At 56.2% G+C, this 22759-nt stretch carries 25 protein-coding genes and 1 pseudogene; 9 read left to right on the top strand and 17 right to left on the bottom strand.

Annotated features, from left to right (window positions below):
* Positions 1-44: 44 nt before the first annotated feature.
* Positions 45-197 (bottom strand): hypothetical protein, encoded by a 153-nt coding sequence (locus ACZA91_RS16700; RefSeq protein WP_393014633.1) that lies wholly within the window; start codon positions 195-197, stop codon positions 45-47.
* 65 nt (positions 198-262) lie between these two features.
* The gene (locus tag ACZA91_RS16695) at positions 263-418 is read right to left on the bottom strand and encodes a hypothetical protein (RefSeq protein ID WP_463183537.1); all 156 of its coding nucleotides are present in this window, start codon (positions 416-418) and stop codon (positions 263-265) included.
* Between the two features lie 33 nt (positions 419-451).
* Between ACZA91_RS16695 and ACZA91_RS16690 the strand changes: the two genes are divergently transcribed.
* Both ACZA91_RS16690 and ACZA91_RS16685 read left to right on the top strand, forming a co-directional pair.
* Complete coding sequence (locus tag ACZA91_RS16690) at positions 452-1153, top strand: Uma2 family endonuclease (protein ID WP_463183536.1); 702 nt, start codon at positions 452-454, stop codon at positions 1151-1153.
* Between the two features lie 51 nt (positions 1154-1204).
* The gene (locus tag ACZA91_RS16685; protein WP_463183534.1) at positions 1205-1771 is read left to right on the top strand and encodes a Uma2 family endonuclease; all 567 of its coding nucleotides are present in this window, start codon (positions 1205-1207) and stop codon (positions 1769-1771) included.
* Between the two features lie 481 nt (positions 1772-2252).
* On the opposite strand, the gene ACZA91_RS16680 is transcribed toward ACZA91_RS16685, so the two are convergent.
* The 5 genes from ACZA91_RS16680 to ACZA91_RS16660 all read right to left on the bottom strand — a co-directional run bounded on the left by ACZA91_RS16680 (position 2253) and on the right by ACZA91_RS16660 (position 9534).
* Complete coding sequence (locus ACZA91_RS16680) at positions 2253-4265, bottom strand: tetratricopeptide repeat protein (protein WP_463183532.1); 2013 nt, start codon at positions 4263-4265, stop codon at positions 2253-2255.
* A 60-nt stretch (positions 4266-4325) separates the two neighbouring features.
* A complete protein-coding gene (locus tag ACZA91_RS16675) occupies positions 4326-5729 on the bottom strand; it encodes an ATP-binding protein (protein WP_463183529.1) in 1404 nt (467 codons plus the stop codon).
* A 36-nt stretch (positions 5730-5765) separates the two neighbouring features.
* Positions 5766-7352, bottom strand: a complete 1587-nt coding sequence (locus tag ACZA91_RS16670) for a DHA2 family efflux MFS transporter permease subunit (RefSeq protein WP_463183527.1) — start codon at positions 7350-7352, stop codon at positions 5766-5768.
* A gap of 12 nt (positions 7353-7364) precedes the next feature.
* On the bottom strand, positions 7365-8759 hold the full coding sequence (locus ACZA91_RS16665) for an HlyD family secretion protein (RefSeq protein WP_463183525.1): 1395 nt from the start codon (positions 8757-8759) through the stop codon (positions 7365-7367).
* Between the two features lie 298 nt (positions 8760-9057).
* Positions 9058-9534 carry a MarR family winged helix-turn-helix transcriptional regulator gene (locus tag ACZA91_RS16660; protein WP_190355369.1) on the bottom strand — a complete coding sequence of 159 codons (477 nt, stop codon included), beginning with the start codon at positions 9532-9534 and terminating at the stop codon, positions 9058-9060.
* A gap of 186 nt (positions 9535-9720) precedes the next feature.
* Here ACZA91_RS16660 and ACZA91_RS16655 point away from each other — a divergent pair, with 186 nt between their 5' ends.
* From ACZA91_RS16655 to arsC, 4 genes are all read left to right on the top strand, one after another.
* Positions 9721-10308, top strand: coding sequence for a Uma2 family endonuclease (locus ACZA91_RS16655; RefSeq protein ID WP_463183523.1), 588 nt, complete (start codon positions 9721-9723; stop codon positions 10306-10308).
* 56 nt (positions 10309-10364) lie between these two features.
* Positions 10365-10700: an ArsR/SmtB family transcription factor gene (locus ACZA91_RS16650; RefSeq protein WP_463183521.1), complete on the top strand. Its 336-nt coding sequence runs from the start codon at positions 10365-10367 to the stop codon at positions 10698-10700.
* Positions 10701-10887: 187 nt separating this feature from the next.
* The gene (gene arsB, locus ACZA91_RS16645) at positions 10888-12027 is read left to right on the top strand and encodes an ACR3 family arsenite efflux transporter (RefSeq protein ID WP_463183519.1); all 1140 of its coding nucleotides are present in this window, start codon (positions 10888-10890) and stop codon (positions 12025-12027) included.
* A 42-nt stretch (positions 12028-12069) separates the two neighbouring features.
* On the top strand, positions 12070-12477 hold the full coding sequence (gene arsC, locus ACZA91_RS16640; RefSeq protein ID WP_463183517.1) for an arsenate reductase, glutathione/glutaredoxin type: 408 nt from the start codon (positions 12070-12072) through the stop codon (positions 12475-12477).
* Here the strand turns inward: arsC and ACZA91_RS16635 are convergent.
* From ACZA91_RS16635 to ACZA91_RS16620, 4 genes and pseudogenes are all read right to left on the bottom strand, one after another.
* Complete coding sequence (locus ACZA91_RS16635) at positions 12474-12908, bottom strand: nucleoside 2-deoxyribosyltransferase (protein ID WP_463186467.1); 435 nt, start codon at positions 12906-12908, stop codon at positions 12474-12476. The two genes, arsC and ACZA91_RS16635, sit on opposite strands and share 4 nt — an antisense overlap.
* Before the next feature lie 9 nt (positions 12909-12917).
* Positions 12918-13457, bottom strand: a pseudogene (locus ACZA91_RS16630) (HD domain-containing protein); the annotation flags it as partial.
* A gap of 106 nt (positions 13458-13563) precedes the next feature.
* Positions 13564-14280: an HAD family hydrolase gene (locus ACZA91_RS16625; RefSeq protein WP_463183515.1), complete on the bottom strand. Its 717-nt coding sequence runs from the start codon at positions 14278-14280 to the stop codon at positions 13564-13566.
* A 204-nt stretch (positions 14281-14484) separates the two neighbouring features.
* Positions 14485-14844, bottom strand: a complete 360-nt coding sequence (locus ACZA91_RS16620; RefSeq protein WP_099535125.1) for a translation initiation factor — start codon at positions 14842-14844, stop codon at positions 14485-14487.
* Positions 14845-15001: 157 nt separating this feature from the next.
* Between ACZA91_RS16620 and ACZA91_RS16615 the strand changes: the two genes are divergently transcribed.
* Positions 15002-15445, top strand: coding sequence for a hypothetical protein (locus ACZA91_RS16615; RefSeq protein WP_099535123.1), 444 nt, complete (start codon positions 15002-15004; stop codon positions 15443-15445).
* An 89-nt stretch (positions 15446-15534) separates the two neighbouring features.
* Here ACZA91_RS16615 and ACZA91_RS16610 read toward each other — a convergent pair whose 3' ends face one another.
* The gene (locus ACZA91_RS16610; protein ID WP_463183514.1) at positions 15535-16197 is read right to left on the bottom strand and encodes a hypothetical protein; all 663 of its coding nucleotides are present in this window, start codon (positions 16195-16197) and stop codon (positions 15535-15537) included.
* A gap of 319 nt (positions 16198-16516) precedes the next feature.
* Between ACZA91_RS16610 and ACZA91_RS16605 the strand changes: the two genes are divergently transcribed.
* Positions 16517-17815 carry an FAD-dependent oxidoreductase gene (locus tag ACZA91_RS16605; protein WP_463183512.1) on the top strand — a complete coding sequence of 433 codons (1299 nt, stop codon included), beginning with the start codon at positions 16517-16519 and terminating at the stop codon, positions 17813-17815.
* Positions 17816-17834: 19 nt separating this feature from the next.
* On the opposite strand, the gene gcvH is transcribed toward ACZA91_RS16605, so the two are convergent.
* The 4 genes from gcvH to ACZA91_RS16585 all read right to left on the bottom strand — a co-directional run bounded on the left by gcvH (position 17835) and on the right by ACZA91_RS16585 (position 20562).
* Positions 17835-18227 carry a glycine cleavage system protein GcvH gene (gene gcvH / locus ACZA91_RS16600; RefSeq protein WP_190533341.1) on the bottom strand — a complete coding sequence of 131 codons (393 nt, stop codon included), beginning with the start codon at positions 18225-18227 and terminating at the stop codon, positions 17835-17837.
* Between the two features lie 87 nt (positions 18228-18314).
* Complete coding sequence (locus tag ACZA91_RS16595) at positions 18315-19493, bottom strand: RNA-guided endonuclease InsQ/TnpB family protein (RefSeq protein WP_463186466.1); 1179 nt, start codon at positions 19491-19493, stop codon at positions 18315-18317.
* The gene (locus tag ACZA91_RS16590) at positions 19396-19971 is read right to left on the bottom strand and encodes an IS607 family transposase (RefSeq protein WP_190534078.1); all 576 of its coding nucleotides are present in this window, start codon (positions 19969-19971) and stop codon (positions 19396-19398) included. Before ACZA91_RS16590 ends, ACZA91_RS16595 begins: the two co-directional genes overlap by 98 nt.
* A 147-nt stretch (positions 19972-20118) precedes the next feature.
* Positions 20119-20562, bottom strand: coding sequence for an acyl-CoA thioesterase (locus ACZA91_RS16585; RefSeq protein WP_099535620.1), 444 nt, complete (start codon positions 20560-20562; stop codon positions 20119-20121).
* A 678-nt stretch (positions 20563-21240) separates the two neighbouring features.
* Between ACZA91_RS16585 and ACZA91_RS16580 the strand changes: the two genes are divergently transcribed.
* The gene (locus ACZA91_RS16580; protein WP_190355360.1) at positions 21241-22083 is read left to right on the top strand and encodes a universal stress protein; all 843 of its coding nucleotides are present in this window, start codon (positions 21241-21243) and stop codon (positions 22081-22083) included.
* 104 nt (positions 22084-22187) lie between these two features.
* Here the strand turns inward: ACZA91_RS16580 and ACZA91_RS16575 are convergent, their stop codons facing one another.
* Complete coding sequence (locus ACZA91_RS16575) at positions 22188-22658, bottom strand: NADAR family protein (RefSeq protein WP_099535622.1); 471 nt, start codon at positions 22656-22658, stop codon at positions 22188-22190.
* Positions 22659-22759 lie beyond the last annotated feature (101 nt).

Raw genomic sequence — 22759 nt, 5'->3', positions numbered from 1 at the left:
GAAAACGATGCAGCCTGTCGTAACCATCAGTTACTAGGTAGGGGCTACAACTCCGCACAGACCAAATCCGCCTCAAACCAGAGATTCAAGGGAAATTGCCCCCAAAATCCCGGTATTTCGTGGTCAAAATTCGGTAAATGATGAAAACCGACCGCCACAGTGGCGATCGCCCCCCCAAAAGACAGACTGCGTGACAATACGCCGATTAAAGATGCACCAACGGTTTAGCTCCCTGAGGCCGCACTGTGGCATCAAGCAACCTTCAGCTCAGGGTTTTGAGCCAAAAGTATCTTGAGCTTTGAGCCAGCAACAAAGCTGCTGCGATCGTATCAAAATTCCCCCGAATCCAGGTTTCCTGGGCCCCACAAACCCCCACCGGGCGATCGCAGGCTCCGTTCGCATCAGGCTCCGTTGGCATAATGAGACCAACCGCGATCGTGAGGACTAACCGATGATTGCCCAACCCACCACCACGACGATCACGCCAGGGATTCAGCCCCCACCGATCGACTATCCCGACAGCGATAGCCAGCCGATCGCCGACAACACGAAACAGTTTCATTGGATCCAAAAGATCTACATGAACCTTGCCGCCATCTTTACCAACGATCCGCAAGTTTTTGTGGCGGGCGATCTGCTCTGGTATCCGGTGGAAGGCGACAACAAAACCCGCCAAGCGCCCGATGTGATGGTGGCGTTTGGGGTTCCCAAGGGCGATCGGGGTTCCTACAAGCAGTGGTGTGAAAACAACATCGCGCCCCAAGTGGTATTTGAGATTTTGTCGCCGGGAAATCGCTTTGGGGAAGTGCTGAAAAAGCGGGCTTTTTATGACACCTACGGCGTTGAGGAATATTACATCTACGATCCCGATCGCCATGATTTGAGCATTTTGGTGCGATCGGAGCGAGGCGATTTGCGGCTCCGGGACGATCGCCCGGACGATTGGGTGAGTCCCCGGCTCGGCATTCGGTTCCAAATGGACGAAGACACCCTCACCCTATTTCGGCCGGACGGTCAGCCCTTTTCGACCCTGGCGGAAGAGATCCAACGCACCAAGCAAGAGCGCGATCGGGCTGAACAGGAGCGCGAACGGGCCGATCGCCTGGCGGCCCGGCTGCGGGAGTTGGGCATTGATCCCGAGGCGATCGGGTAGACCACGGCACAATAGCAACAGGCGATCGCGATCGGCAGGAGCGCAACGGGAATGACCATTGCCACAAGCCCTCAAACCTGGACGGATCAGGATTGGATGACCTTACCCAGGGAGGGGCATCGCTACGAGTTGGTGAACGGTCAGGTCGTGGATATGGGCCATGCGGGGATGGAGCATGGCTATTTGGCCTGCGTTTTGGTGGCGGCGCTGATGAATTGGGTGCGATCGCGCCGTTTGGGGGCGGTTTGTGATTCGAGCACGGCGTTTACCTTGGGCAATGGCAACCGGCGATCGCCCGATATTGCCTTTATTGATCGGTCTCGGTTGCAGGGTCTCAGCCGCCCGCCCCGAGGCTATTTTGAGGGTGCGCCGGATCTGGTGGTGGAGATTTTGTCGCCGGGCAACACGGTGGACGAAATGCACCAAAAAATCGTGGAATATTTTGCCCACGGGACGCGCTTGCTGTGGAAGATTGATCCAAATGAGCGCTGCATTTTGGTCTATCACGGCCCGGAACCCGATCGCCTGTTGCGGGTTGGCGATTTGTTGGAGGGGGAGGAGGTGGTGAGCGGGTTTGCGTTCCCGGTGGCGGAGTTATTTGAACCGTGGGATTTTTGAGGAGCCGCGATCGCTCCCAACTGATGAATGATGATCGGGTAGGGTGCATGGGAGCAATTTGTAATTGTTACGAAATGGTTGATTTGTTCTCCCATGCACCGTGAATTGATCGCCACCCAGCCGATCGTCGTTCCATGCGTTACGGGTGGCGGTGCATGGGAGATGAATGGCGATTTTCATTGCCTTCCGAGCGTTCTCCCATGCACCCTACAAAAATTCGATCGCGTAGAGCATTGAATAATTAACGTGTGATTGTTGATGGCTTTGGCGGCAATAATTTTGGGAATGGTTGATTGGGTAGGGTGCATGGGAGCAATTTGTAATTGTTACGAAATGGTTGATTTGTTCTCCCATGCACCGTGGATTGATCGCCACCCAATCGATCGTCGTTTCATGCGTTACGGGTGGCGGTGCATGGGAGATGAATGACGATTGTCATTGCCTTCCGAGCGTTCTCCCATGCACCCTACGGGTCTGTGGGTTATGGGGTGAGGTGGGATTGGAGCAGGTCGATCGCCCGGTGTAGGTCGGGGGTTTGCAGGGGCGATCGGGCGATCGCTTGGGAGGCTTCCAGCACGCCGCCCCGAATCGGCCACGTTGCTGTTGGATTGGTTAGGGTGGCGAGGGTGTTGGTGAGTTGCTCAAAACCGGCTTCGACATTGCCCAACAGGATTGAGATGATCGACCAATGAAGTTGTTCTTGGTCGATGTTTTTGGGGCAGAGTTGCAGGCTTTCGGCTAGGAGCGATCGGGCACTGTCGAGATCGGAGCGCAAGGCCCGCACCGCTGCCAAATTGAAGGCGGGCATATAGTAGTCAGGTTTGAGTTCTCTGGCTTTTAACAAATAGGTTTCGGCTTCGTCGATGCGGTCAGTAATTAGGCACAAAAAGCCGAGATTATTGGGCGAAATTTCATCGGTGGGATCGAGTTCGGCTACTTTTTGGAAGGTGGCGATCGCACCAGCAAGATCGCCTTGCTCGAATTGCAATAGTCCTAAATCGTAGTAGGGCGAAGTATTTTGCGGATCGAGATCAATCGCTTTTTGGTATGCCTGAATTGCCTCGTTGTAGCGCTCTTGGGCTTTCAGAACATTACCCAAATTTCTGAAATCGAAGGCGCGTTCTTTGATGCTGAGGGCTTGTCGATAGGCGGCTTCGGCTTCGGGATAGTGCTGAAGCTTTTCTAGCGTTAACCCAAGTTCGCTGTGGGCATAGACATAGTTTGGATCGAGATTGATGGCCTGCTGGTAAGCGGCGATCGCCTCTTCATACCGCCCGAGATTCTTCAGCGCAATGCCTCGGTTGTTCCAAGCTTCGTGTTTGTCGGGTTTGAATTGGATTGCTTGGTCGTAGCTGGCGATCGCCTCTTCATACCGCCCGAGATCTCTCAGCGCAATGCCTCGGTTGTTCCAAGCTTCGTGTTTGTCGGGTTTGAATTGGATTGCTTGGTCGTAGCTGGCGATCGCCTCTTCATACCGCCCGAGATTCTTCAGCACAATGCCTCGGTTGTTCCAGGCTTCGTGGTAGTCGGGTTTGAATTGGATGGCTTTGTCGTAGCTGGCGATCGCCTCTTCATGCCGCACGAGATTTTTCAGCGCAATGCCTCGGTTGTACCAGGCTTCGTGGTCGTCAGGTTTGAATTGGATGGCTTTGTCGTAGCTGGCGATCGCCTCTTCATACCGCCCGAGATCATCCAGCGCATAGCCTTGGAAAAAGGCGGCTGAATCATTGGTTGGGTCAAGATCTAGTGCGCGGGTAAAGTTACTAATTGCCGGGCCGTAATTGTTAGCAAATAAATTTAGCTTTCCAGCCTGTAAGTAGAGTTTACCGAGTTGATTTGTATCACTAGTAATTTTAATCAGGTCTTGTAATTCAAGTAATTTCTTGATGCAATCTTCTTCGTTCAGATTTTCATAGCCATCTTCTGCTAGTGATTCCTCTAGGATTTTTTGATCAATATCGGATGGCTCTAGGGGAAACCGATAAACCCCAAGCCGCCAATCAAAAAAGTCCGGCGCACGCTCACTGAGATATTGCATAGTCGTCGGTCGGCAACCGATGATAAATGCACAAGGAAACTGATCTCGCAAAGTTTCCCGCGCCCAATTCAAATGCTGCAAAATGGGCGGTACACCCCGCCAATCAACCTCATAAATTTGCACATCGCTCCAGCCCGCCTGCCGCTTGGTATCTTCATAGTCCAGCAGGGTTGCATCCAAATCCCGCACAAACAGCACATCAAACTCGGTCGTTGCTGCCAGATCTTTCACCTTGTCTAGCAGCGTCGTATCTTTTCGATCGAGCACCAATTGAGCAAACCGCTTTTCAGGAATCTCCCGCCGCAAGCGATCGAATAGCTCTACTTCCTTAGCGCGATCGCACACCACAAAATGCAGCTCAAACCCCGTTTGCCGCTGGAGCGATCGCCGCAAATTACCATAGATTTCCTCCGGTGTTTCCGGCGGCAAATCCTCATCCTCATCATCCCAATCCATCACCCATCCCCTCCTCAACGTTGAGGTCAGCCGCCTGCCATGTCAGTCCAGACAAGGTGCTCAAGCCCCTTGCCCCCGCGAGTTTGAGGCTTGAAACGCATCCCATCGCTGTTTAAACTCCTTGGAACTCCGAATCAGTGGATGCACCGCCGCCCAAGTGATTTTTTCGTCGTTTTCTTCGTCCCACTCGCGATATTCCAGCACACACAATCGAAACAGCAAATTGCGACAGCGATCTTCGCACTCGTTGCGGCTGTCCTTGGTTTGCTCGACCGCCATTAACGCTTCCCAATCCTCAAATCGGATCGCATCCAGATAGGTTTCTCGCGCCTCCGCGATCGCCCGTTGCACCGTTTTCAAACTAATGGGCAACACATCAATCCGCTTCAACGATTCCTGCACCAACCGCATCAGTTCCCGCATATGCCCACCACTGGCCACACACAACCGCTGCACAGCGGCCTCATCCGCAAACACATCGGGCACAAGCGATCGCCCCGGCGCAGCTTTCGCCACCCGCCGAGCCAACACATCTCGCAATTTGGCATAGCCATCATTCAGCATTTGATGATCGCGATCGGCGATCGCCACCATCGGCAACCGTTCCACCCCGTCATACTCATCCCGCAACCGCGACGCACTGGCCGAAAACACAAAGGATACCGGAGCCGTATAAATCGTGTGGCAGTTGAGGGACTTCAGGGAATCCGCGCGATCGAGAAAAATCTCATCGTGATTGGTGCGGCCCTGGGTGCGATCGACCGGCGAAATGCGGTCTAAGTTGTCCGCCATCACCACCAAATCGCGTTTACCCAGTGGCAATTTTTGGCGCGCATTGGCTAGCAAATCGTTCAAGGCTGTTTCTAAGCTTTCGGTGCGATCGAGCATCAATTTGCGAACTTGATCGCGCTTTTGGGGTTCCAATCGTACCGCCGTAGTCAGCTTGGCAAACTGACTCAGTTGCAGCTCCACATTGGTTTTCAGATCGTCAATTTTGATATCAGCCGATAGGATAGTTTTGAGATCATCAAAAGACTTAGAAATCCATTGGGCGATCGGTTGCGAATCGAGTCCTTCTAGGCTCTTGAGTCCATCAATAATATTGCGAGCACAAGCTAGCAAAATATCTGAATATTCCGTATCTTTCAGGTTCAAATCCCCTGCATCTTCTGTAGCAGCGGCGAAGTAAACGACAAAGAAGCCGCGATCTTCGAGCCACTTTTTCAGCTTTTTCAGTTCCGTGGATTTGCCGCCGCCGCGATGACCGGAATAGATTTGGCAGGTTTTGCGTTGGGCATCGGTGATTGTGCGGCCCAAGTCCACGGTGATGTCATCGTCGCCCCGCACCGACGTGCAATCCACATAGGCGGGATCGCCCGGTTCCAGCGGCCGCGACGGATCAAATTCGTGTTTGAGCTGAACAATGGTCTGAAATTCTGGGCTAAACACGCCGACAACTACCAACGCAACTAGCCTCGATTGTAGCCAAGCCGATCGCCCCTAGTGCCCTCCGCTTGGTGCTTGCCCCTTGCGACCCTTGCCCAGCAACAACAACAGCGGCAACGAAGCCAAAAACGCCATCCCCACCACCCAAAACGTGTCACTAAACGACAGAATCGACGATTGCAAACTCAAGAGACCATCCAGCGAGGCGATCGCCTGTTGGTGAGCCGTCGTCGGATCAGCGCCACGACTCTGAAACGCGCTGGTCAGGGCATCGAGTCGCCCTTGGGTTTCCGGGCTATAAACACTCAGGTGCTCGCTCAACACACTGCGGTGAAAGGCATTGCGGCGATCGAGCAGCGTCGTCAAAATCGCGATGCCAATGCTGCCGCCCAGTTGCCGCGTCAGGTTATAAAACCCCGACCCGGCGGGAATATCAGCCGGGGGCAATGAGCCGAGAGTAGCCAAACTCAGGGGTAAAAACATCATCACCGTGCCCACGCCCCGAAAAATCAGTGGATAAAAGAGTGAATCGCTACTGGAGTCGGGGTTGAGGGTCGCCAGGGAAAACATCACGAGGCTGGTCATGACGCTGCCCGCCGCGATCGCCCAGCGGGGATCGATCAAGCTGCTCACTTTTCCCAGCATGAGCATCGTGGCGGCGGAGGCCAGCGCCCCCGGCAACAGCAACAGGCCCGTTTGCTGGGCGGTGTAGTGCAACACGCTCTGGGCAAAAATCGGCACGGCAAACAAGGTTCCATAGAGACCCATGCCCACCACGGCGGAATAGATGCTGCCGGCCGCGAGCGATCGATGGCGCAACACACGCAAGTCCACGGCCGGGTGGCGCACGGTCAGCTCCCGCCAAATGAACAGCACCAACCCCACGATCGCGGCGATCGCCAGGGCGATGATCGTCGGGGACTCAAACCAGTTGTCCTGTTCACCCTCTTCCAGGAAGGTTTGCAGGCTGCCCACGGCGATCGTTAGCAGGCCAATGCCCCACCAATCGACTGATCGCCTTGGGCCGGAGCGATCGCGCGGGCGATCGGCGGGCAAAAACAGCAGGGCCATCACCACCGCCGCGATGCCAAAGGGAATATTGATGAAAAAGATCCAGCGCCACCCGAGGTTATCGGTCAGGTAGCCGCCGAGGGTGGGCCCGATCGCCGGGCCCGTAATCACGCCGACTCCGAAAACCGCTTGGGCCAACCCCTGCTCGGCGGGCGGAAAGCTCTGGAACAAAATCGATTGGGCCTTGGCCAGCAAGCCGCCGCCCAGCAACCCTTGCAAGATGCGGGCGGCCACCAGCTCTGGCAAACTGCCGGATAGGCCACAGAGAACGGAGGCGATCGTGAAGCCGGCCAGGGAAAGGACAAAATAGCGCTTTTGGCCGAAGGTTTCACCCAGCCAAGCCGTCAGGGGAATCACGATCACGTTGGCGATCGCGTAGCCCGTGACGATCCAGCCGATTTCGCTGAGGGTGGCTCCGACGCTGGATTGGATATCCGTGAGGGCAACGTTGACGATGCTGGTGTCGATCACTTCCAGGATTGCGCCTAGGGAAGCGGTGGCGGCGATCGCCCATTTCAGCCAGCCGGTGGGATAGACCGGGGTGATCGCGGGATTAGAGGTAGCGCTCATGGGGCCTGGCTCCTAGCGCACCGCCACGCTGACATTGGCGGACATCCCCGGCGTGACTTGGGCTTCATAGCCGCGCAAACTGTCGGGGTCGATCGCAATCCGCACGGGAATCCGCTGCACCACTTTGGTGAAGTTGCCTGTGGCGTTGTCCGGCGGCAACAGGGCAAATTGCGCGCCGGAGGCGGGGGCCAGGCTTTCCACATGGCCGCGAAACGGGTGATCGGGAAAGGCATCCAGCCGAATTTCCACCGCTTCGCCGGGATGCATCCGCTGCACTTGGGTTTCCTTGAAGTTGGCTTCGATCCAAAGCTGATCACCGACGATCGCCATGAGGGGTTGACCCGCTTGCACCTGTGCGCCCACTTCCACGGATTTGCGGCCAATCCGGCCGCTGACGGGGGCGGCGATCGTGGTGTAGGACAACTGCAACTGGGCGGCCCGTAGGTCGGCGGCCTGGCGGGCAATTTGGGCCGTGGCGGCGGCGTAGCGATCGCGGTTGACCTGGGTTTGGTTGCCCGTGGCGCGGGCCTGTTGCAGATCGCCCTGGCGCGATTGGCGGGTGGCCTTGGCCCGATCGACCCCTTGGCGAGCCTGGGCCACTCGGGCGATCGCCTGTTGCACCTGTTGGCGGGCGGCGGCGGTTTGGGCCAGGGCCACATCGTAGGCGGCCTTGGCCGCATCCCGTTGCTGGGCGGCGATCGCCCCGTCTTGGTAAAGCGCATTGTAGCGATCGTAGTCCGCCTTGGCTTTGGTCAAGGCCGCCTGAGCTTGGGCCAAATTCGCCCGCGCTACGGGTACGCCTGCGGTGGCTTCGTTCAAGGCCGCTTCAGCATTGGCGATCGCAGCGGTGGCATCGTTTAGATCGCCACGGGCCGTGGTCAGTTGGGCGGCGGTGTTGGCTCCGGCCAGGGCGATCGAGGATTGGGCCGCGCGGGCATCCTGTTGCGCCGCCACCAAGGCCGCCTGGGATTGCTGCACCTTCACTTGGTAGTCCGTTGGGTCGAGCCGCACCAACACCGACCCCGCCGTCACATGCTGGTTTTCCTCGATCGCCACGGCCGTCACCGTACCCGGCACGCGGCTGGCCACTTGATAAAGATGGCCCGCCACCTGGGCGTTGTCCGTTTCCTCGTGGGTGGAGGCGTATTGCCAAAACTGCCAAGCCCAGCGGCCCCCGGCGATCGCCCCAGCGGCCACCAGCACCAAGGCGATCGCCAGTTTGTATGGGCGGCGCTTGGCGGCGGTGGGCGGTGCGATCGGGGGGGTGGTGCTTGCTGGTTCGATCGGCTCGATCGGCTCAGTGCTCTCGGGTGGGGCGATCGGTTCCGGATCTGGGGCCAGCACGGTGGCCGTGGCGGGCGGCTTGGTGCCGTTGCGATCGACTTTGCTGATCAACTGGGGTTTCACGAGTCCTGACCTCTGACTAAGGGTTTGGGCGTAACGGGGGCCAATGCTCAAGGGCGAGATGACCAACTATTACGGGTATTTTTATTTCGTGTACGTACTATTGGGGCACTTGAAGGCTGGTTTGAGGGTGGTGGTGAGTGAGCTTGTAACTTGTAGGGTGGGCAATGCCCACCTATAACCTCGATCAACGAATCCGATCGCCGCTTGGGCGAGGGTAATCATGGCTTGGAGGATCGATGCTGTCTTGGTTAGGGGGTGGTGGGCATTGCCCACCCTACTAACTCTCTGACCCAGGGCTTTAGGGGGGTGGAATCAAATTAGCGATCGCCTGATCGACCAAACGGGACATGAGTTGACGATCCTGATCCGAAAATCCCTGGAGGGTTTCCTCACGCAACTGCATGGCGATCGGCGGCAAAATTTCCCACAGTTGCCAACCCAAATCCGTCAGCCAAATCCGCCACACGCGCCGATCGTGGCAGTCGCGCTCCCGCCGAATCAGGCCGCGCTCCTCCATTCGATCGAGTGCGCCGGTCATTGTGCCGCCCACCTGCCGCAGCCGATCGCTGATCGCGCAGGTGGCGAGTCCGTCCTGTTCCCACAGGCAACAGAGCACGACCCAGTGAAACGGCGTGAGGCCGTGCGGCTCCAGCAGCTCCTGAAACCGCCGTCCCATCAGTTGCGACAGCAGCCGAATCCGATAGCCCAAGCCATGGGGGGCCAAAATTTCCTGCCAAGGCGCAGCGGAACGGGGCGATCGAGCGGTAGCGTTCATGGGAAAACCGCAAGCGTGATTTATTTCGTGTACTAACTATTTAAGCACGAAATAAAATTTGGAGTATGACCTGAGCACCGTTGGGCATCCGGGCCATGATGAGGCGCGGAGATCAGAACTGATCGTCCCCGATCGCCCCTAAGCCTTGGCTACAATTCCGATCGAGCCGATCGATCGCCCTGACCTATGCCGCCGATCCTTGCTGAAGCCTTGACCCTGCGACCGCTGCAAGTGCGTGACTATCAATGCCTGATTGACCAGGGTTGTTTTGGCCCCGAAGAACATATTGAATTGCTGAATGGTCAACTGATTCAGATGGCTGCTAAGGGAACCCGCCATGCCGCTGCTGTCAGTCGTTTGGCGCGGCTGCTGGGTCGGCAATTGGGCGAAACGGTGCTGATTCGGCTGCAAGACCCGATCGCCCTGAATGACCAATCCCAACCCGAACCCGACCTGGCGATCGTCCGGCCCCATCCCCTCGACTATGCCGACCATCACCCCACCCCAGCGGAAATTCACTGGCTGATTGAAGTGGCAGATAGCACCCTCGCCTACGATACCCAAACCAAGGCCCGCGCCTATGCCCAAGCGGGTTTGGCGGACTATTGGGTGCTGGATTTGCCGGGCGATCGGCTCTGGGTGTTTCGCAGTCCCAATCCGGCGGGCTATGGGCTGGTTATGCAGCTCGATCGCGCCCAATCGATCGCCCCGATCGCCTTTCCCGATTGTGTTTGGCCCCTGGCGGACTTGCTGCCGATCGCCTTGGACTCTTGAGCAACCTGGGCCAAGGGGCGTTAGGCTGGGCAAGAGCGCGGCCAAGGAACCTCAAAATGGCACTGAAATCGATCGAACGGGCGGAAACGGTGGAGCGAGCAACCCTGCTGGCGGGGTTCCATGCCCTGGGCGATCCGATTCGGTTGGGGGCGATCGAACATTTGCGTCAGGGCGAGTTGTGCGTGTGCGACCTCTGCGAGCTACTGGGGGTCAGCCAATCAAAGCTGTCGTTTCACCTGAAGGTGCTCCGGGAAGCAGGCTTGATTGAAGTGCGCCAAGACGGCCGCTGGAACTATTACCGGCTGAATTCGGCGGGATTTGAGCGTTTAGAGCAATATTTGGCGAGTTTGGCGGGCTGGGTTACCGGGGGCGATCGCGCCTGCTGTTCCTAGCGATTCGCCGCGCCCACAGACCGGCCGTGCCCACAGACAAGGGGTTTAAACCCCTTGCCCCTTCGGTTGGGTAGCTGGAGATTTTCAAATCAACTTTTTTTGAATTCATCAATTTTTTTTGAACTATTCCTGACACAATGGAGACGATCGGGGGAAATCGGTGCGCATTGCCCGATCGCGAGGTGTTATGACCATCAATCCCAGTGCCAAGGCCCCGAAGGTGGGCGGCCAACTCAGTTTTTTTGAACGCTATCTGACCGTTTGGGTGCTGGTCTGCATCGGGGTCGGCATTCTGTTGGGGCGGCTGTTTCCCGATGTGGCGATCGCCCTGGATGCCTGGACGGTGCATCAGGTGTCAATCCCGATCGCGGTCTGCCTGTTTTTCATGATGTATCCGATCATGGTGAAAATCGATTTCACCCAAGCCAAACGGGCCATGCGATCGCCCAAACCGGTGTTGCTGACCCTGGTGGTGAATTGGGGAATTAAGCCCTTCACGATGATCGCGATCGCCCAGCTATTTTTAGGCCATTGGTTCCGCCCACTGATCCAAGGTTCCGAGCTATTGCGTGGCACATCCATCGCCCTAGCAGATTCCTACATTGCCGGGGCAATTTTGTTAGGCATTGCGCCCTGCACGGCCATGGTGTTGATGTGGGGCTATCTCTGCTATGGCAATCAGGGCCACACCTTGGTGATGGTGGCGGTGAATTCGCTGACCATGCTGCTGCTCTATGCGCCTTTGGGTCGGTGGCTGTTGGCGGCCAATGATTTGGCGGTTCCTTGGGCCACGATCGCCTTGTCCGTGTTGATCTATGTGGGCCTACCCTTGGCCGCAGGTATCTACACGCGCCACTGGATTTTTAAATACAAGGGAGCCGATTGGTTTGAGCAAAAATTTTTGCACTACCTCAGCCCGATCGCCACTTCAGCGTTGCTATTAACCCTGATTTTGCTCTTTGCCTTTAAGGGAGAGCTAATCGTGAATAATCCGCTGCACATTTTCCTAATTGCCGTGCCGTTACTGATTCAAACGTTGGCGATTTTTGGGATTACCTATGCCTTAGCGAAACCCCTGAAATTAGTCTATGAAGATGCGGCCCCGGCGGCTTTAATCGGTGCGAGCAATCATTTTGAAGTGGCGATCGCCACGGCGGTGATGTTGTTTGGTTTGAACTCGGGGGCGGCCCTGGCGACGGTGGTGGGCGTGTTGATCGAAGTGCCGGTGATGTTGTTGCTGGTGGAATGCTGTCGGCGCACGGCCCACTGGTTCCCCCGATCGCCCGAAAAGGCCACGTTGCTCGATCCGCGTTGTGCGCGCCTTTAAGTTGTTGAGATTGGTGCGTTTTGAGATTGGGAGGTCAATGGAATGAAATCGGTGATGTTTGTTTGTCGGCGCAATTCTTGCCGATCGCAGATGGCGGAAGGCTGGGCGAAAACCCTGGGAGCGGGCAAAATTCGGGTGGTGAGTTCCGGCCTCGAAGCCAGCCGGGTGCATCCCACGGCGATCGCAGTGATGGCGGAAGCGGGAATTGAGATCAGCGACCAAACCTCCAACGCCCTGGCCGAATTTGCCCCCGAAGACTTCGATGGCGTGATTTCCCTCTGTGGCTGCGGGGTGAATTTGCCGGAAGCCTGGGTGCTGCGGGAACGGTTTGAGGATTGGCAATTGGACGATCCCGATGGCCAGCCGATCGAGGTGTTTCGGCGGGTGCGCGACGAAATTCGCGATCGCGTCACGGCCTTGATCGATCAGATCAGCCAGATCAACCCTTAATTCATCGGCACTAAGGCTTCAACCGCCGCCACCAAGCGCGATCGCACCGTGGGCAAGTCGGCGGCCGGATCCGTGAGCGCAATGACCGATCGGGCCGTTCCCAGCAGCATGGCGTTGAAGCCGCCCGCATCACCAGAGCCGCGAAAATCCGTGCGCAGCGCCACGATCGGTAACTGACGCGCAAACGCATAGCCACATTCCCAACAGGTTCCCGAGTCCGCATCGGCCCCGTCCAACACGGCAATCACGGCGTTTGCCTGATCCAGCCCCGATCGACAGCGTTCAAAAATCGCCTGCGGATCACTGAGGCTCGCACATGCCGCCTGGGGCAAAAAGACGGGATAGCCCAAGGTTTGCAGTTCCTCGGCCAAGGTTTGGTTCAGCCAACGTTCTCCCAAGGAAAACAGCGGCCCAGCCCAATAAAGCCGCAAGGGGCGATCGGCCGCTGGGGCAGCCAGGTGGGCGCGGCCGGTTTGCAAAATGGCGCGAAACGGTTCCATCAGGGCCGGCGGCATTGGCCCCAAGGCAGTCACCACCTGTTCAGCCCAGTCGAAATAGGCCTGGCGACGGGCGATCGACCAGCGCTCCGGGGGCGACTGATCCACATCCCGCAAATTGCAAATTTTGTCCGCCAATTTCACCAGCTTGGCTCGATCGCTCAAGGTGGGTGCATGGTCAATTTGCAACTGCTTTCGCTCGGCCTTGGGCAATCGCTTATCGTCCGTCACCTCTTGCACCAGGGCGGCAATTTCGGGGCCAAAGTGGGCGACCAATTCGGCAGCAGTGGTGTCTGTGTCCTCGATCGTGTCGTGGAGCAGGGCCGCCGCCAACACTTGAGGATCCGTAATTTGGGCCTCATGCACCAGCACCCGCAGCAGGGCGATCGGGTGATTGATATAGGGCGATCGCGCTCGATCCTTGCGCCGTTGGTGTCGATGCTTGGTGGCGGCAAAGGCCAAGGCCCGCGCTAACAAATCCAGTTGGGGCAAACCGTTGGGGAAATCGATCGGGCGATGGCTTCCCGATTCAGTGATCGGCTGAGGATCCATAGGGCTGAGGGTTGCGCAACGGTAAGGGAGATTGGGGTTAAACGGTGAATGCAGCCGAAAGCGGGATCGCCTCATCTCCCAAGTGCGATCGCAACAGTTGCCAAAGCCGTTGATCGGTAAAGTTTTCAATCACCAACGAGGCCCCGGCTTGGGTCAGTTCCTCGGGTGCGTGGGTGGTGCTCAGGCCCACGGTGAAAATCCCCGCCGCCACCGCCGATCGCACTCCGGGGGGTGAGTCCTCAAAGGCGATCGCCCCACTGGCCGGCAGGTTCAACCGTTCCAACCCCAACCGGTAGGGCGCGGGATCCGGTTTGCCGGGGGGCGCTTCCTCCGCCAGCACCACCGTTGCGAACCGCTCCCGCAGCCCCAAGGCCGTCAGCATGTGGATCGCATTGTCCTTGGGCGCATTGGTCACCACAGCCATCGGCAGATTGCAAGGCTCCAGGGCTTTCAGCAGCAAAGGCAACCCCAGCACCGGTTCCAAGTCGGGGGCCAACTGCCGAAACAGCGCTTCCTTGCGATCGCTCAGGGCTGCTCCCTCCGCCACGGAATAGCTGGGCAACAAATCCACCACAATTTGGGCATTGGTGCGGCCACTGATGACCTGTTCATAAATCGTGGGCGTGAGGCCATAGCCCACTTCCGCCAAAACCAGTTCCCAAGCTCGGTAATGCAAGGGATTGGTTTCAGTTAAAGTGCCATCCAAATCGAATAGCAAGCCGAAGGAATTGGGCAACGAATCAGCGGACAACATGGCAAAGGCGAGGGGCGAAGGGGAAGGGCGTATGATTCCAGCCAAGTAATTCAAGCCAAGTAATTCAAGCCGATTAATTCAAGCCGATTGATTTACTCCGGTCAATTAATCCAAGTTGATTAATCCAAGTTGATTGATTCAAGTCGATTGATTCAAGTCGATTGATTCAAGTCGATTGATTCAAGTCGATTGATTCAAGCCCATTTATCCACCGCTGCGCTTGGCTTTATAGCCCTGTTCCACCAGCAACGCCACCAGTCGATCGGCATAATCTCCTTGAATTTCTAAATTGTTGTCCTTGACTGTGCCGCCGGTTCCGCAGCGGTTTTTCAGGGTTTTCAGCAGGGCTTGTAGCGTCTCGGGCTTGTGCTGAAAACCGCTGATGACCGTGACGGTTTTGCCGCCGCGGCCTTTGCGGGACAGTTGCACTTTCAGGTTTTGTTGATTGGGCGGCAGGTCAGGAACCGCCCGGGCGATCGCGTCTGGATTCACCGCGTCGCCAAATTCCGAATAGACCACACGGCGATCGGGGCGATCGTCAGCAGCACGGCGAGGACTCGGCATTGGTAGCAACCATTCCTTTGCAGTTGGGATTCGTACATTATGATGAAACGACGTTAATCCATGCGGGTTTCATGGCCCTGAGTCGGGGTTTAGCGCCATTGCCCCGCCGCTGGCCCTGGCCCGCAGGCCGATCGCCCGTTTCGCCCGGAGGAGTTGCGTGAACGCCGCCGAACGTGCCCACTCGATCGCCCTAGCCAGCCAAATCGCGGCTGCGGTGAATTTGTTTCGCATCGCTTTTCCCGATGTGCGCGTGGATCTGAAACCTTGGCTCAATGATGCGGAAACCCGCGCCACCGTTGATCCAGACTCGATCGACATTGGGTTTCACTTCCCGGGCTACAGCCGCGCCTGTGCCTGCCGCAGTTTGCTGGTGCAAGTGCGCTTTTTTGCGGATCCGGTGGAAGACACCCAACGGGCGATCGGTGTGGAAGTGGCGGGCTACGACCATCGGGGGCAACAGTGGCGCTTCTCCACGATCGAGGCCTGGCAGTTTGAGGGCGACAGCCAACCCCGCGCCGAACCGGCCGATCGAATTAAGCATTACTGCCGCGAGGTGTTGGAACTGTTCAACGGGCGATCGAGCAGCGACTCGGCTGCCTAAGTATTGCGCGATCGAGTAATACGCTCGCGCCAACTCAGGTGCAGTCAGTCGAACAGGGAGACACGAGTAAATTACGAGCGTAAATTACCTTACTCCTGGCCCCAACCATTAGGATTCAGGGTGTTATAGCCACTGATCAGTTTCTTTTGCCCCTTCAACTGATAATAATCATCTTCGTAGATTGAGAACATACAAAGGTCGATCGGGGTCACTTCCGAAGCATTAATCGACCCGATCGCCCCGCTGGCTTCCAGGGCCGCCGCCGCCAGTTCTGAACAGAAGAACCGTGAAAAATCTTCCGCATTACGGGTTAATTTCCCAGGAATCGGTAAATTGCTGGGCAAATCAAAGGCGGAGCGAATTGCCTGGGCAATGTCATAGGAACGGTGCTCATTATGGAGCAGAAAATTATAAAAAGCTCGCAAATCCATGCGATCGCGCACGTCCTGTCTGAGGGGCAACCACCACATATCTCCGGGATAAAACTTCACCCGATCGCTCAACCGATTGGCAATTACCCCGGCCCTCGTGCCGCTGGCCACGGTGGACTCCATCACCTGATTAAAGAATCCCTCTTGGGCCTCTCCATAGATAAAGAGTTTGGTTTGAAAAACAATGCCAATGTGGGTGATGTTCGATCGCGTGGCCATCTTAATCAGCGATGAAAATCCCACATTGCTCGAAAACGCAACAATATCACCGGGATTCATGGCTTTCCGAACGGATTCATAGGGGGCAGATTTCCAGGGCATGAAACCTCTCCAAAGTCTTTGCTGAGATTGAATGGAAATAGATAGATGGGAAAATTAGACAGTCGGGAGCTGCCAAAAAAAGGCTAAGGATGTGTTCTCATATAGCCTATGATGCGCATCCCATTGTTGGCGAATCCCTGAGCAAATCATCGGTAGCTTAGTCAGTCGCTCAATTGGTAGCGTAGTCAGTAGCCCGAATAAAAGCCCAGATAAAAGCTCAAACAAGTTTTGAATGCATCATCCTGGGCGATCGCATCCTTTTGCATCCTTGACATCATCATCGGCCCACGTCCTTGGCACAGTCGTTCCTTAACCCCCTATGGCAGCCTGCTACGAACAACACGATTGGATCATTTTGGGCGGAACCGCGGCCGGACGGCTGGCGGCCCAACAGGCGACCCGATCGGGGTTGCGGGTGGCGCTGATTGAGCCGTTGGAACCGGAAACGCGCCCTTGGGCTGAGTTGCTGGTGAGTCAAGGGGCGGCCCTGGCGGCCGGGACGATCGATTGGAGATCGCTGCAACGCCAGGCCCAATGGCACGATCGTCTCTGGGGCGATCAACGGGCTGCCTTGGCGGCGGGCGGGGTGGACTGCCTGGTGGGCGATGGATTGCTGATGCGACACCGGAACCAGTGGCGGGTGCAATTGGGCGATCGCCTGTTGGCGGGGCGGCGTTGTCTGTTGGCGTTGCCGGGCCGATCGACCGTGCCCCTGTGGACAGAGCAGGCCCCCGTGGCGGCCTACACTCCGGACACGATCGCCCAATTGGCCCATCGGGGGGTGCGGCCCGGCGAGCGCTGGTTGGTCACCGCCGACAGTCCCATGGCGATCGAACTGGCCCAGGTGCTCCGGGGATTGGGGGCCCAAGTGACCTTGGCGGCGGCGGGCGATCGGGTCTTGGGAGGGTTACCGGCGGCCGCGGCCGAATGGTTGCAAGCGGAACTGGAAGCCCAGGCGATCGAGGTGATTTTGCGGGCTGCCCCCCAACAGTGCAAAGTGTTGGAGGGACAAACCTGGATTCAAGTTGGCGATCGGGCCCGGGAAGTGGACTGCTTGCTCACGGACGGTAACTATCAAGCTCTCTTGCCCAAGGGGTTTGAGCAGCTTTGTCCCCGGGCGATCGGGATTGGCGATTGGCCCGCCAATGACCGGTTGCAATTGCCCCTCGCGCCAGAACTATATGGCTGCGGGGCCCTGCTGGGAGGCCACCCGATTGGGGCGATCGCCGCCACCGAAGCCCAATTGATCATCCGTAACAGCCTGCAAACCCCAATCCAACGCCCCCATTGCATCCGCTATGAACAGCAGCCTTGGGCCGTGCGGGGGCCGCTGCCCTTGGCGGTGGTGGGCGGTGGCGAAGGGCCAGAACTGCGCAGCGCGGCCTTGGCCCTAGCGGCCGGTCGTTGCCAAATCCAGCACGATCGCCAGGGCCAATTGCAAGGGGCGCTGTTACTCGCGGCGGGGGCGATCGAAGCGATCAGCACCGTCGCCGCCCTGATTGCCCGATCGGGAACCATTGCCGATCTGGCCCACCTGCCCGCCACCGAGTCCCCGGCGATCGACCTGCTGCGGCGCACCGCTCAACAGGCCCTGATCGCCGCTCGCTCCCGCCAGTAACGAGTCCTCGTAACGGCCCCTACTCTTGCCCAGATACCAATCTGGAGTAGGTATCCGCCGTCATTGCTCGATCCAGTTCCTGCGGATTGCTCATCCGAATTTTCACCAGCCATCCATCCCCATAGGGATCCTCATTCACCAACTCTGGAGAACTATCCATCTCGTTATTGGTTGCCACCACTTCCCCGGACACCATGGCATATAGCTCGCTGACGGCCTTCACGGACTCGATCGACCCCACCGAGTCACCGGCCTCAACCCTTTGTCCTACGGATGGCAGTTCCACAAACACCACATCGCCCAGTTGGTCGGCTGCAAAATCCGTGATCCCCATCGTGGCCTCGTCGCCTTCAACCCGGACATACTCATGGGAGTCGCTATATCTCAAATCATGGGGAAAGTGGTTAGCCATTGCTTTGCCATTCCTTGGGATTGTTGGAACTAAAAACTAAAAACTAAAAACTGTGAATTGCGACCGATACTTTTTTGCTAACGGATGCTAACAAATGCATAAGTTGAGATGGTCTCTCAACCAAGGCGTATCAACCAATGCCCGCAGGAAAATCCCACGAGCACCATTGAGATCCCGATTCATTGACCGCCCATCAACTTTCGACTTGATGATCCGAGAGCCGCCAATCTTGACGATTTCACCTGTCCATGAAACGGTTTTGGACGTGTAGGCTTCGTTGATGTCGGTCAAGGCAATCTTGCCCAACTCCCAAGCTTTCCACTCTAGATGTTTCTTGAACTGGTAATGCGATAGGGTCAACATCTGCCGCACGGTTTTCGACTTAATCTTTCGACGTGATTTGCTCACCATTTGAGATGATTCAAAACTGGGCAGTAAGATCACATCAAAGTTTTCAGTCAGAAACCGTGCGGTTTTGTGGTGAAGTTCTTTCACCAGGTGTTGCACCTTAGAACGTAGGCGATCGGCGGCTTTCTTGAAGCGGCGCTTCTGGGCTGACTTAGCCTTGGTGATTTTGGAAATCAGGCGATCCAGCTTGAAGCACAGCTTTTGAATCAGCAAGTTCGAGTCATTGCCAATCCATCCATAGGATGACTCAGCAAAGAAGGTCATGAATGTGCGGACACCGGGATCTAAGGCAACCACCCGCCCTTGGTTTTCGGACTGAATGGGTTGCACTTCTGTTGAGGTGATCAGGTAATACTCGCCATAGGCAAGTGTCAACCGACCATCACTGAAGCCACCAGGAATTGATTCTTTTAGGGCTGCTTTTCCCAAGATGGTGTGGTAAACACCGTTTTCACTGATGGCTGATTTGGGAATGTAGATCGTTTGTTGTCGATCTTTGCGACTACGGAAGCGACATTTGCGAATTTGTCCGTCTTTTTTGAAGCTTTTCTTGGCTTCTCGAACGGCCGTGCAAGCATCTTTGACCGCAATCTTTTTGATCTGATAGGGGACTGGCTTGGCCCATTCAGGAAGCGCACCCAGGATGATGGGCGCAACTGCCATCCAATTGGCTTTGGTTCCCGGCTCCTGAAGATGTTTGATTGTGGTGTTGTAGACGTATCTTGAAACGCCAAACCATTGCTTCAGGAGTGCTTTTTGATCAGGGTTTAGAAAGATTCGGATCTTCCTGGATCGCCTTCCGGTAGCTTCTGAGTCCGGGCATTCGACGAGAGAAGAGGTGAAGGATGGCGAGCAGATCCGCTGTGAGTTCGGATTCTGAGCAGTGAACAGATTGGTCGAGAACCATGAGTTCGCCACCGTTTTGTTGAACCATGAACTCGAACAGCTCGAATCCGAATCGGCAGAGTCGGTCTCGACAGGCAACCACAACTTGGAGCTGATCGCCACGCATGAGTCTGACCAGTAGGGATTGCAATCCTTTTCGCTGGAAGTTGAGACCTGATCCGATGTCTTGGATGATTTCGGCTTCGGGGTAGCGATCGCGCATGAACTGGACTTGTCTAGCGAGATCGTCTCGTTGCTTGGCTGAACTGACGCAGCAGTAGCAAACGACAGTAGATCGAGTTGCGTTGCGTCCATATGACTCGACGTTATAAAGCCGCTGGCCCGCTTCGTTTCGGATGGTTTCGATCTTCCCTTCATCTGCGTACTTCCTTAGCGTATTTGGATGCAATCCCAGAAATTCGACCGCTTTTCTGAGAGGAATGTATGCCATAGCTAAATATTGGCATACGTTAGCGAATGTTAGTAAATTAATTACTGTTGATCAACCTTGATGGGCCATGCATGAGCCACCGGTCACGAACTGAGTGATGAATGACTGAATCGAGTCGCGCGTGAATGATCGTGAATCGCCCTTGGCCTACTGCACGGGCCCGGCGATCGACTGCAACACAGACACCAATTCCGGTGGCCAGCGGCGCATCACTCGCCCCGTTGCTCGATCGACCGGTACCAGGGTGACACAGGCCGTGGCATAACATTCCCCCGTCGCCGCCGATTCCACTTGGTAGTCAAACATCAAGCGTACTCCCTCGATCGGCTCCAGGGCCACCTTCACCACCACCTCTTCGCCCATCCGTGCTGGGCGGTGATATTGGATCCCCAGGTCAACCACGGGCAACTCACAGCCCATCTCCACCAGTTGCTCATAGGCCAACCCGCGCGATCGTAAATATTCCACCCGCGCCGACTCCATCCAAGAAAGATAAGTGCCATGCCACACCACCCCGGCATAGTCCGTGTGGTGGGGCTGAACCCGCGCCGGGTAAGCAAAACCCTGAAAATCCGTTGAATCTTGAGCCATCGGAGCTGAGGAGGCAGTTACAGAGGCATTCATAGCGCACATTGCAAAGCACATTGCAAAAATTGCAGAAGGATTTAATCGGCCAAGGTTCAGGCCGGGCCAATCCCCTTTGGTCGAGCCAGCGATCGCATGGGGCGATCGAACCGGCGATCGCATTGATTAAACCAGGATGAAACCGGCGATCATTAGGCGATCATCATGGGGCCCGAGGTCATTCAGAACACAATCCTCTTGTTAGCAAATGAAGCAGACAGCCTTCGGGCCCACCATCCCCATTTAACACCTCCAGACCCGATCCCGTTGTAATTCTTTAAGGTTTTAATTTTTCCAGCAATTCTTGAAAAATGTAACTATTACAAGGGGTTCTGGCGGCAACTCAGGAATTCGGTGGTAGGCTTTAAATGAACTGTTGAAGCCTGTTGAATCAACTCGTCGATGGTCAGCAAGTGGTGTGCCTACTGGGTTTGTGTCACCCCTGACCCGGTTGATTCACACAGCAAAGAGACATCCTTAAATAACACCAACTCTCAGCAATACCCATTTCAGGATATTTACTTGATATCCAGTTGGTTAGTCTTAGGTTGGCGTTAGCGTTTTATTGATTTTCTCTGGATCAAATTTCAACATTGTTCTTGAGTAGTTCTTGATCGGTCTAGCAACGCGACTCCTTCAGAAGCCATGATTAAAAAAATCTTGTTCGCTGACTCGGGCACGGGACAGTCAGAAGAAATGCTGAAATTTCTGATGGAGATCCCCGCGATCAAAGATGCCCATGTCACCATTTTGCACGTGGTTCCTGGTCGGATTGGGTCTGACCAAATGGCCGAAAAGCTGGAAGCAGGCGGCAAAATGCTGGCCAAGGCGATCGAGTTTTTGGGTCTGCCGCCGGAACAGGTGTCGCCCATGTTGCAGCAGGGTGAACCCAAAGATTTGGTGCTGCGGGTGGCGGACAGTGTAGACGCGGACTTGATCGTGATGGGATCGCGGGGTCTGAAGCGGCTGCAATCGATTCTGGAAAACTCGGTGAGTCAGTATGTTTTCCAACTGTCGGGGCGGCCGATGTTGTTGGTGAAGGATGATATCTACGTCAAGCGGATTAACCGCGTGATGGTGGCGATCGATAAGTCCGATGCATCTCAGCAAGCGCTGCAATTGGGACTGTTTTTGACGCGGGATATCAAGGGCAGCCAATTGATTTTGACCCACGTGGATGCCAAACGGAAGCCGGATGAGGTGATCAGCGGCGAGAGTGATGAGGTGTTGGCTGGGGCGATCGCGGAGGCGAAAAAGTTTGGGGTTGGCTACAAGGCCATTTCGGCCGGGGGCCGGGCTGGGGAAACCATCTGTCGCCTGGCGGATGATAACAATGCGGATCTGTTGCTGTTGGGGTCGCCCGATCGCCGGCCATCGGTGGCGAAGGGACTGCCGGATCTCGATCGCCTGCTGGGATCGTCTCTGTCGGACTATGTGCGGGTTTATGCCAACTGTCCGGTGTTGCTGACGCGGATTCCGAGTGCGTAAGGTTTTCAGTTTGGGCGTTCGAGCTTAGGGCTTTGAGCAAGGGCCAAGCTTTCGGGGGCAAGGGGTTTAAACCCCTTGTCTGTTTGTTTATTCTGTTTGTTTGTCTAGAGAAAACTGCGGCTCAAGGCCAGGTTCTCCCGCAGTTGATCGCGCGTTTCCATCAGCACCTTGCCGAGTTCGTTTTTTCCAGTGCGATCAGCTCCACATCCCCAGTAATAATCTGTGGGTGAATCTTCAATGAGTTCTTCGCTGCCCGTACTGAGCAGCACTTGCGCCAATTCGGGATGGCTGGAAAACTTGACCCACACCCCTTGGGCCATGATCGATCGCTTCACCCGATCCCAGTCCGATCGCAACTGATGGGCCGGGTTGCGCCCCAAGGCGGCCGCTTCCGATGCAGTCAGCGCCGATCGAATTCGATCGATCACGGCCGCCGATTCCGTGCCCACAAACTTCTGTGCCTGATAGAAATGTTCTACCGTTGGCCAGTCAACGCCATCAACAACAATCCAATGGGGTGAGAAGTTAGAAAAACACCCATAGGGTTCGCCAACTTTGTAGAAGTAAATGGTCATGGGAGATCGATCGGGCAACGGCGGACAGCCCATCAAACCCGGCAACTATTCCAGCCTGGGATCAATGGGCAGAGATGGACGAGGCGATCACTGTGTTCTCA

The organism is Limnothrix sp. CMB-01, from assembly GCF_055193175.1.
The sequence above is the reverse complement of the archived record's forward strand: the minus strand, read 5'-3'. Positions and strand labels throughout refer to the sequence as shown.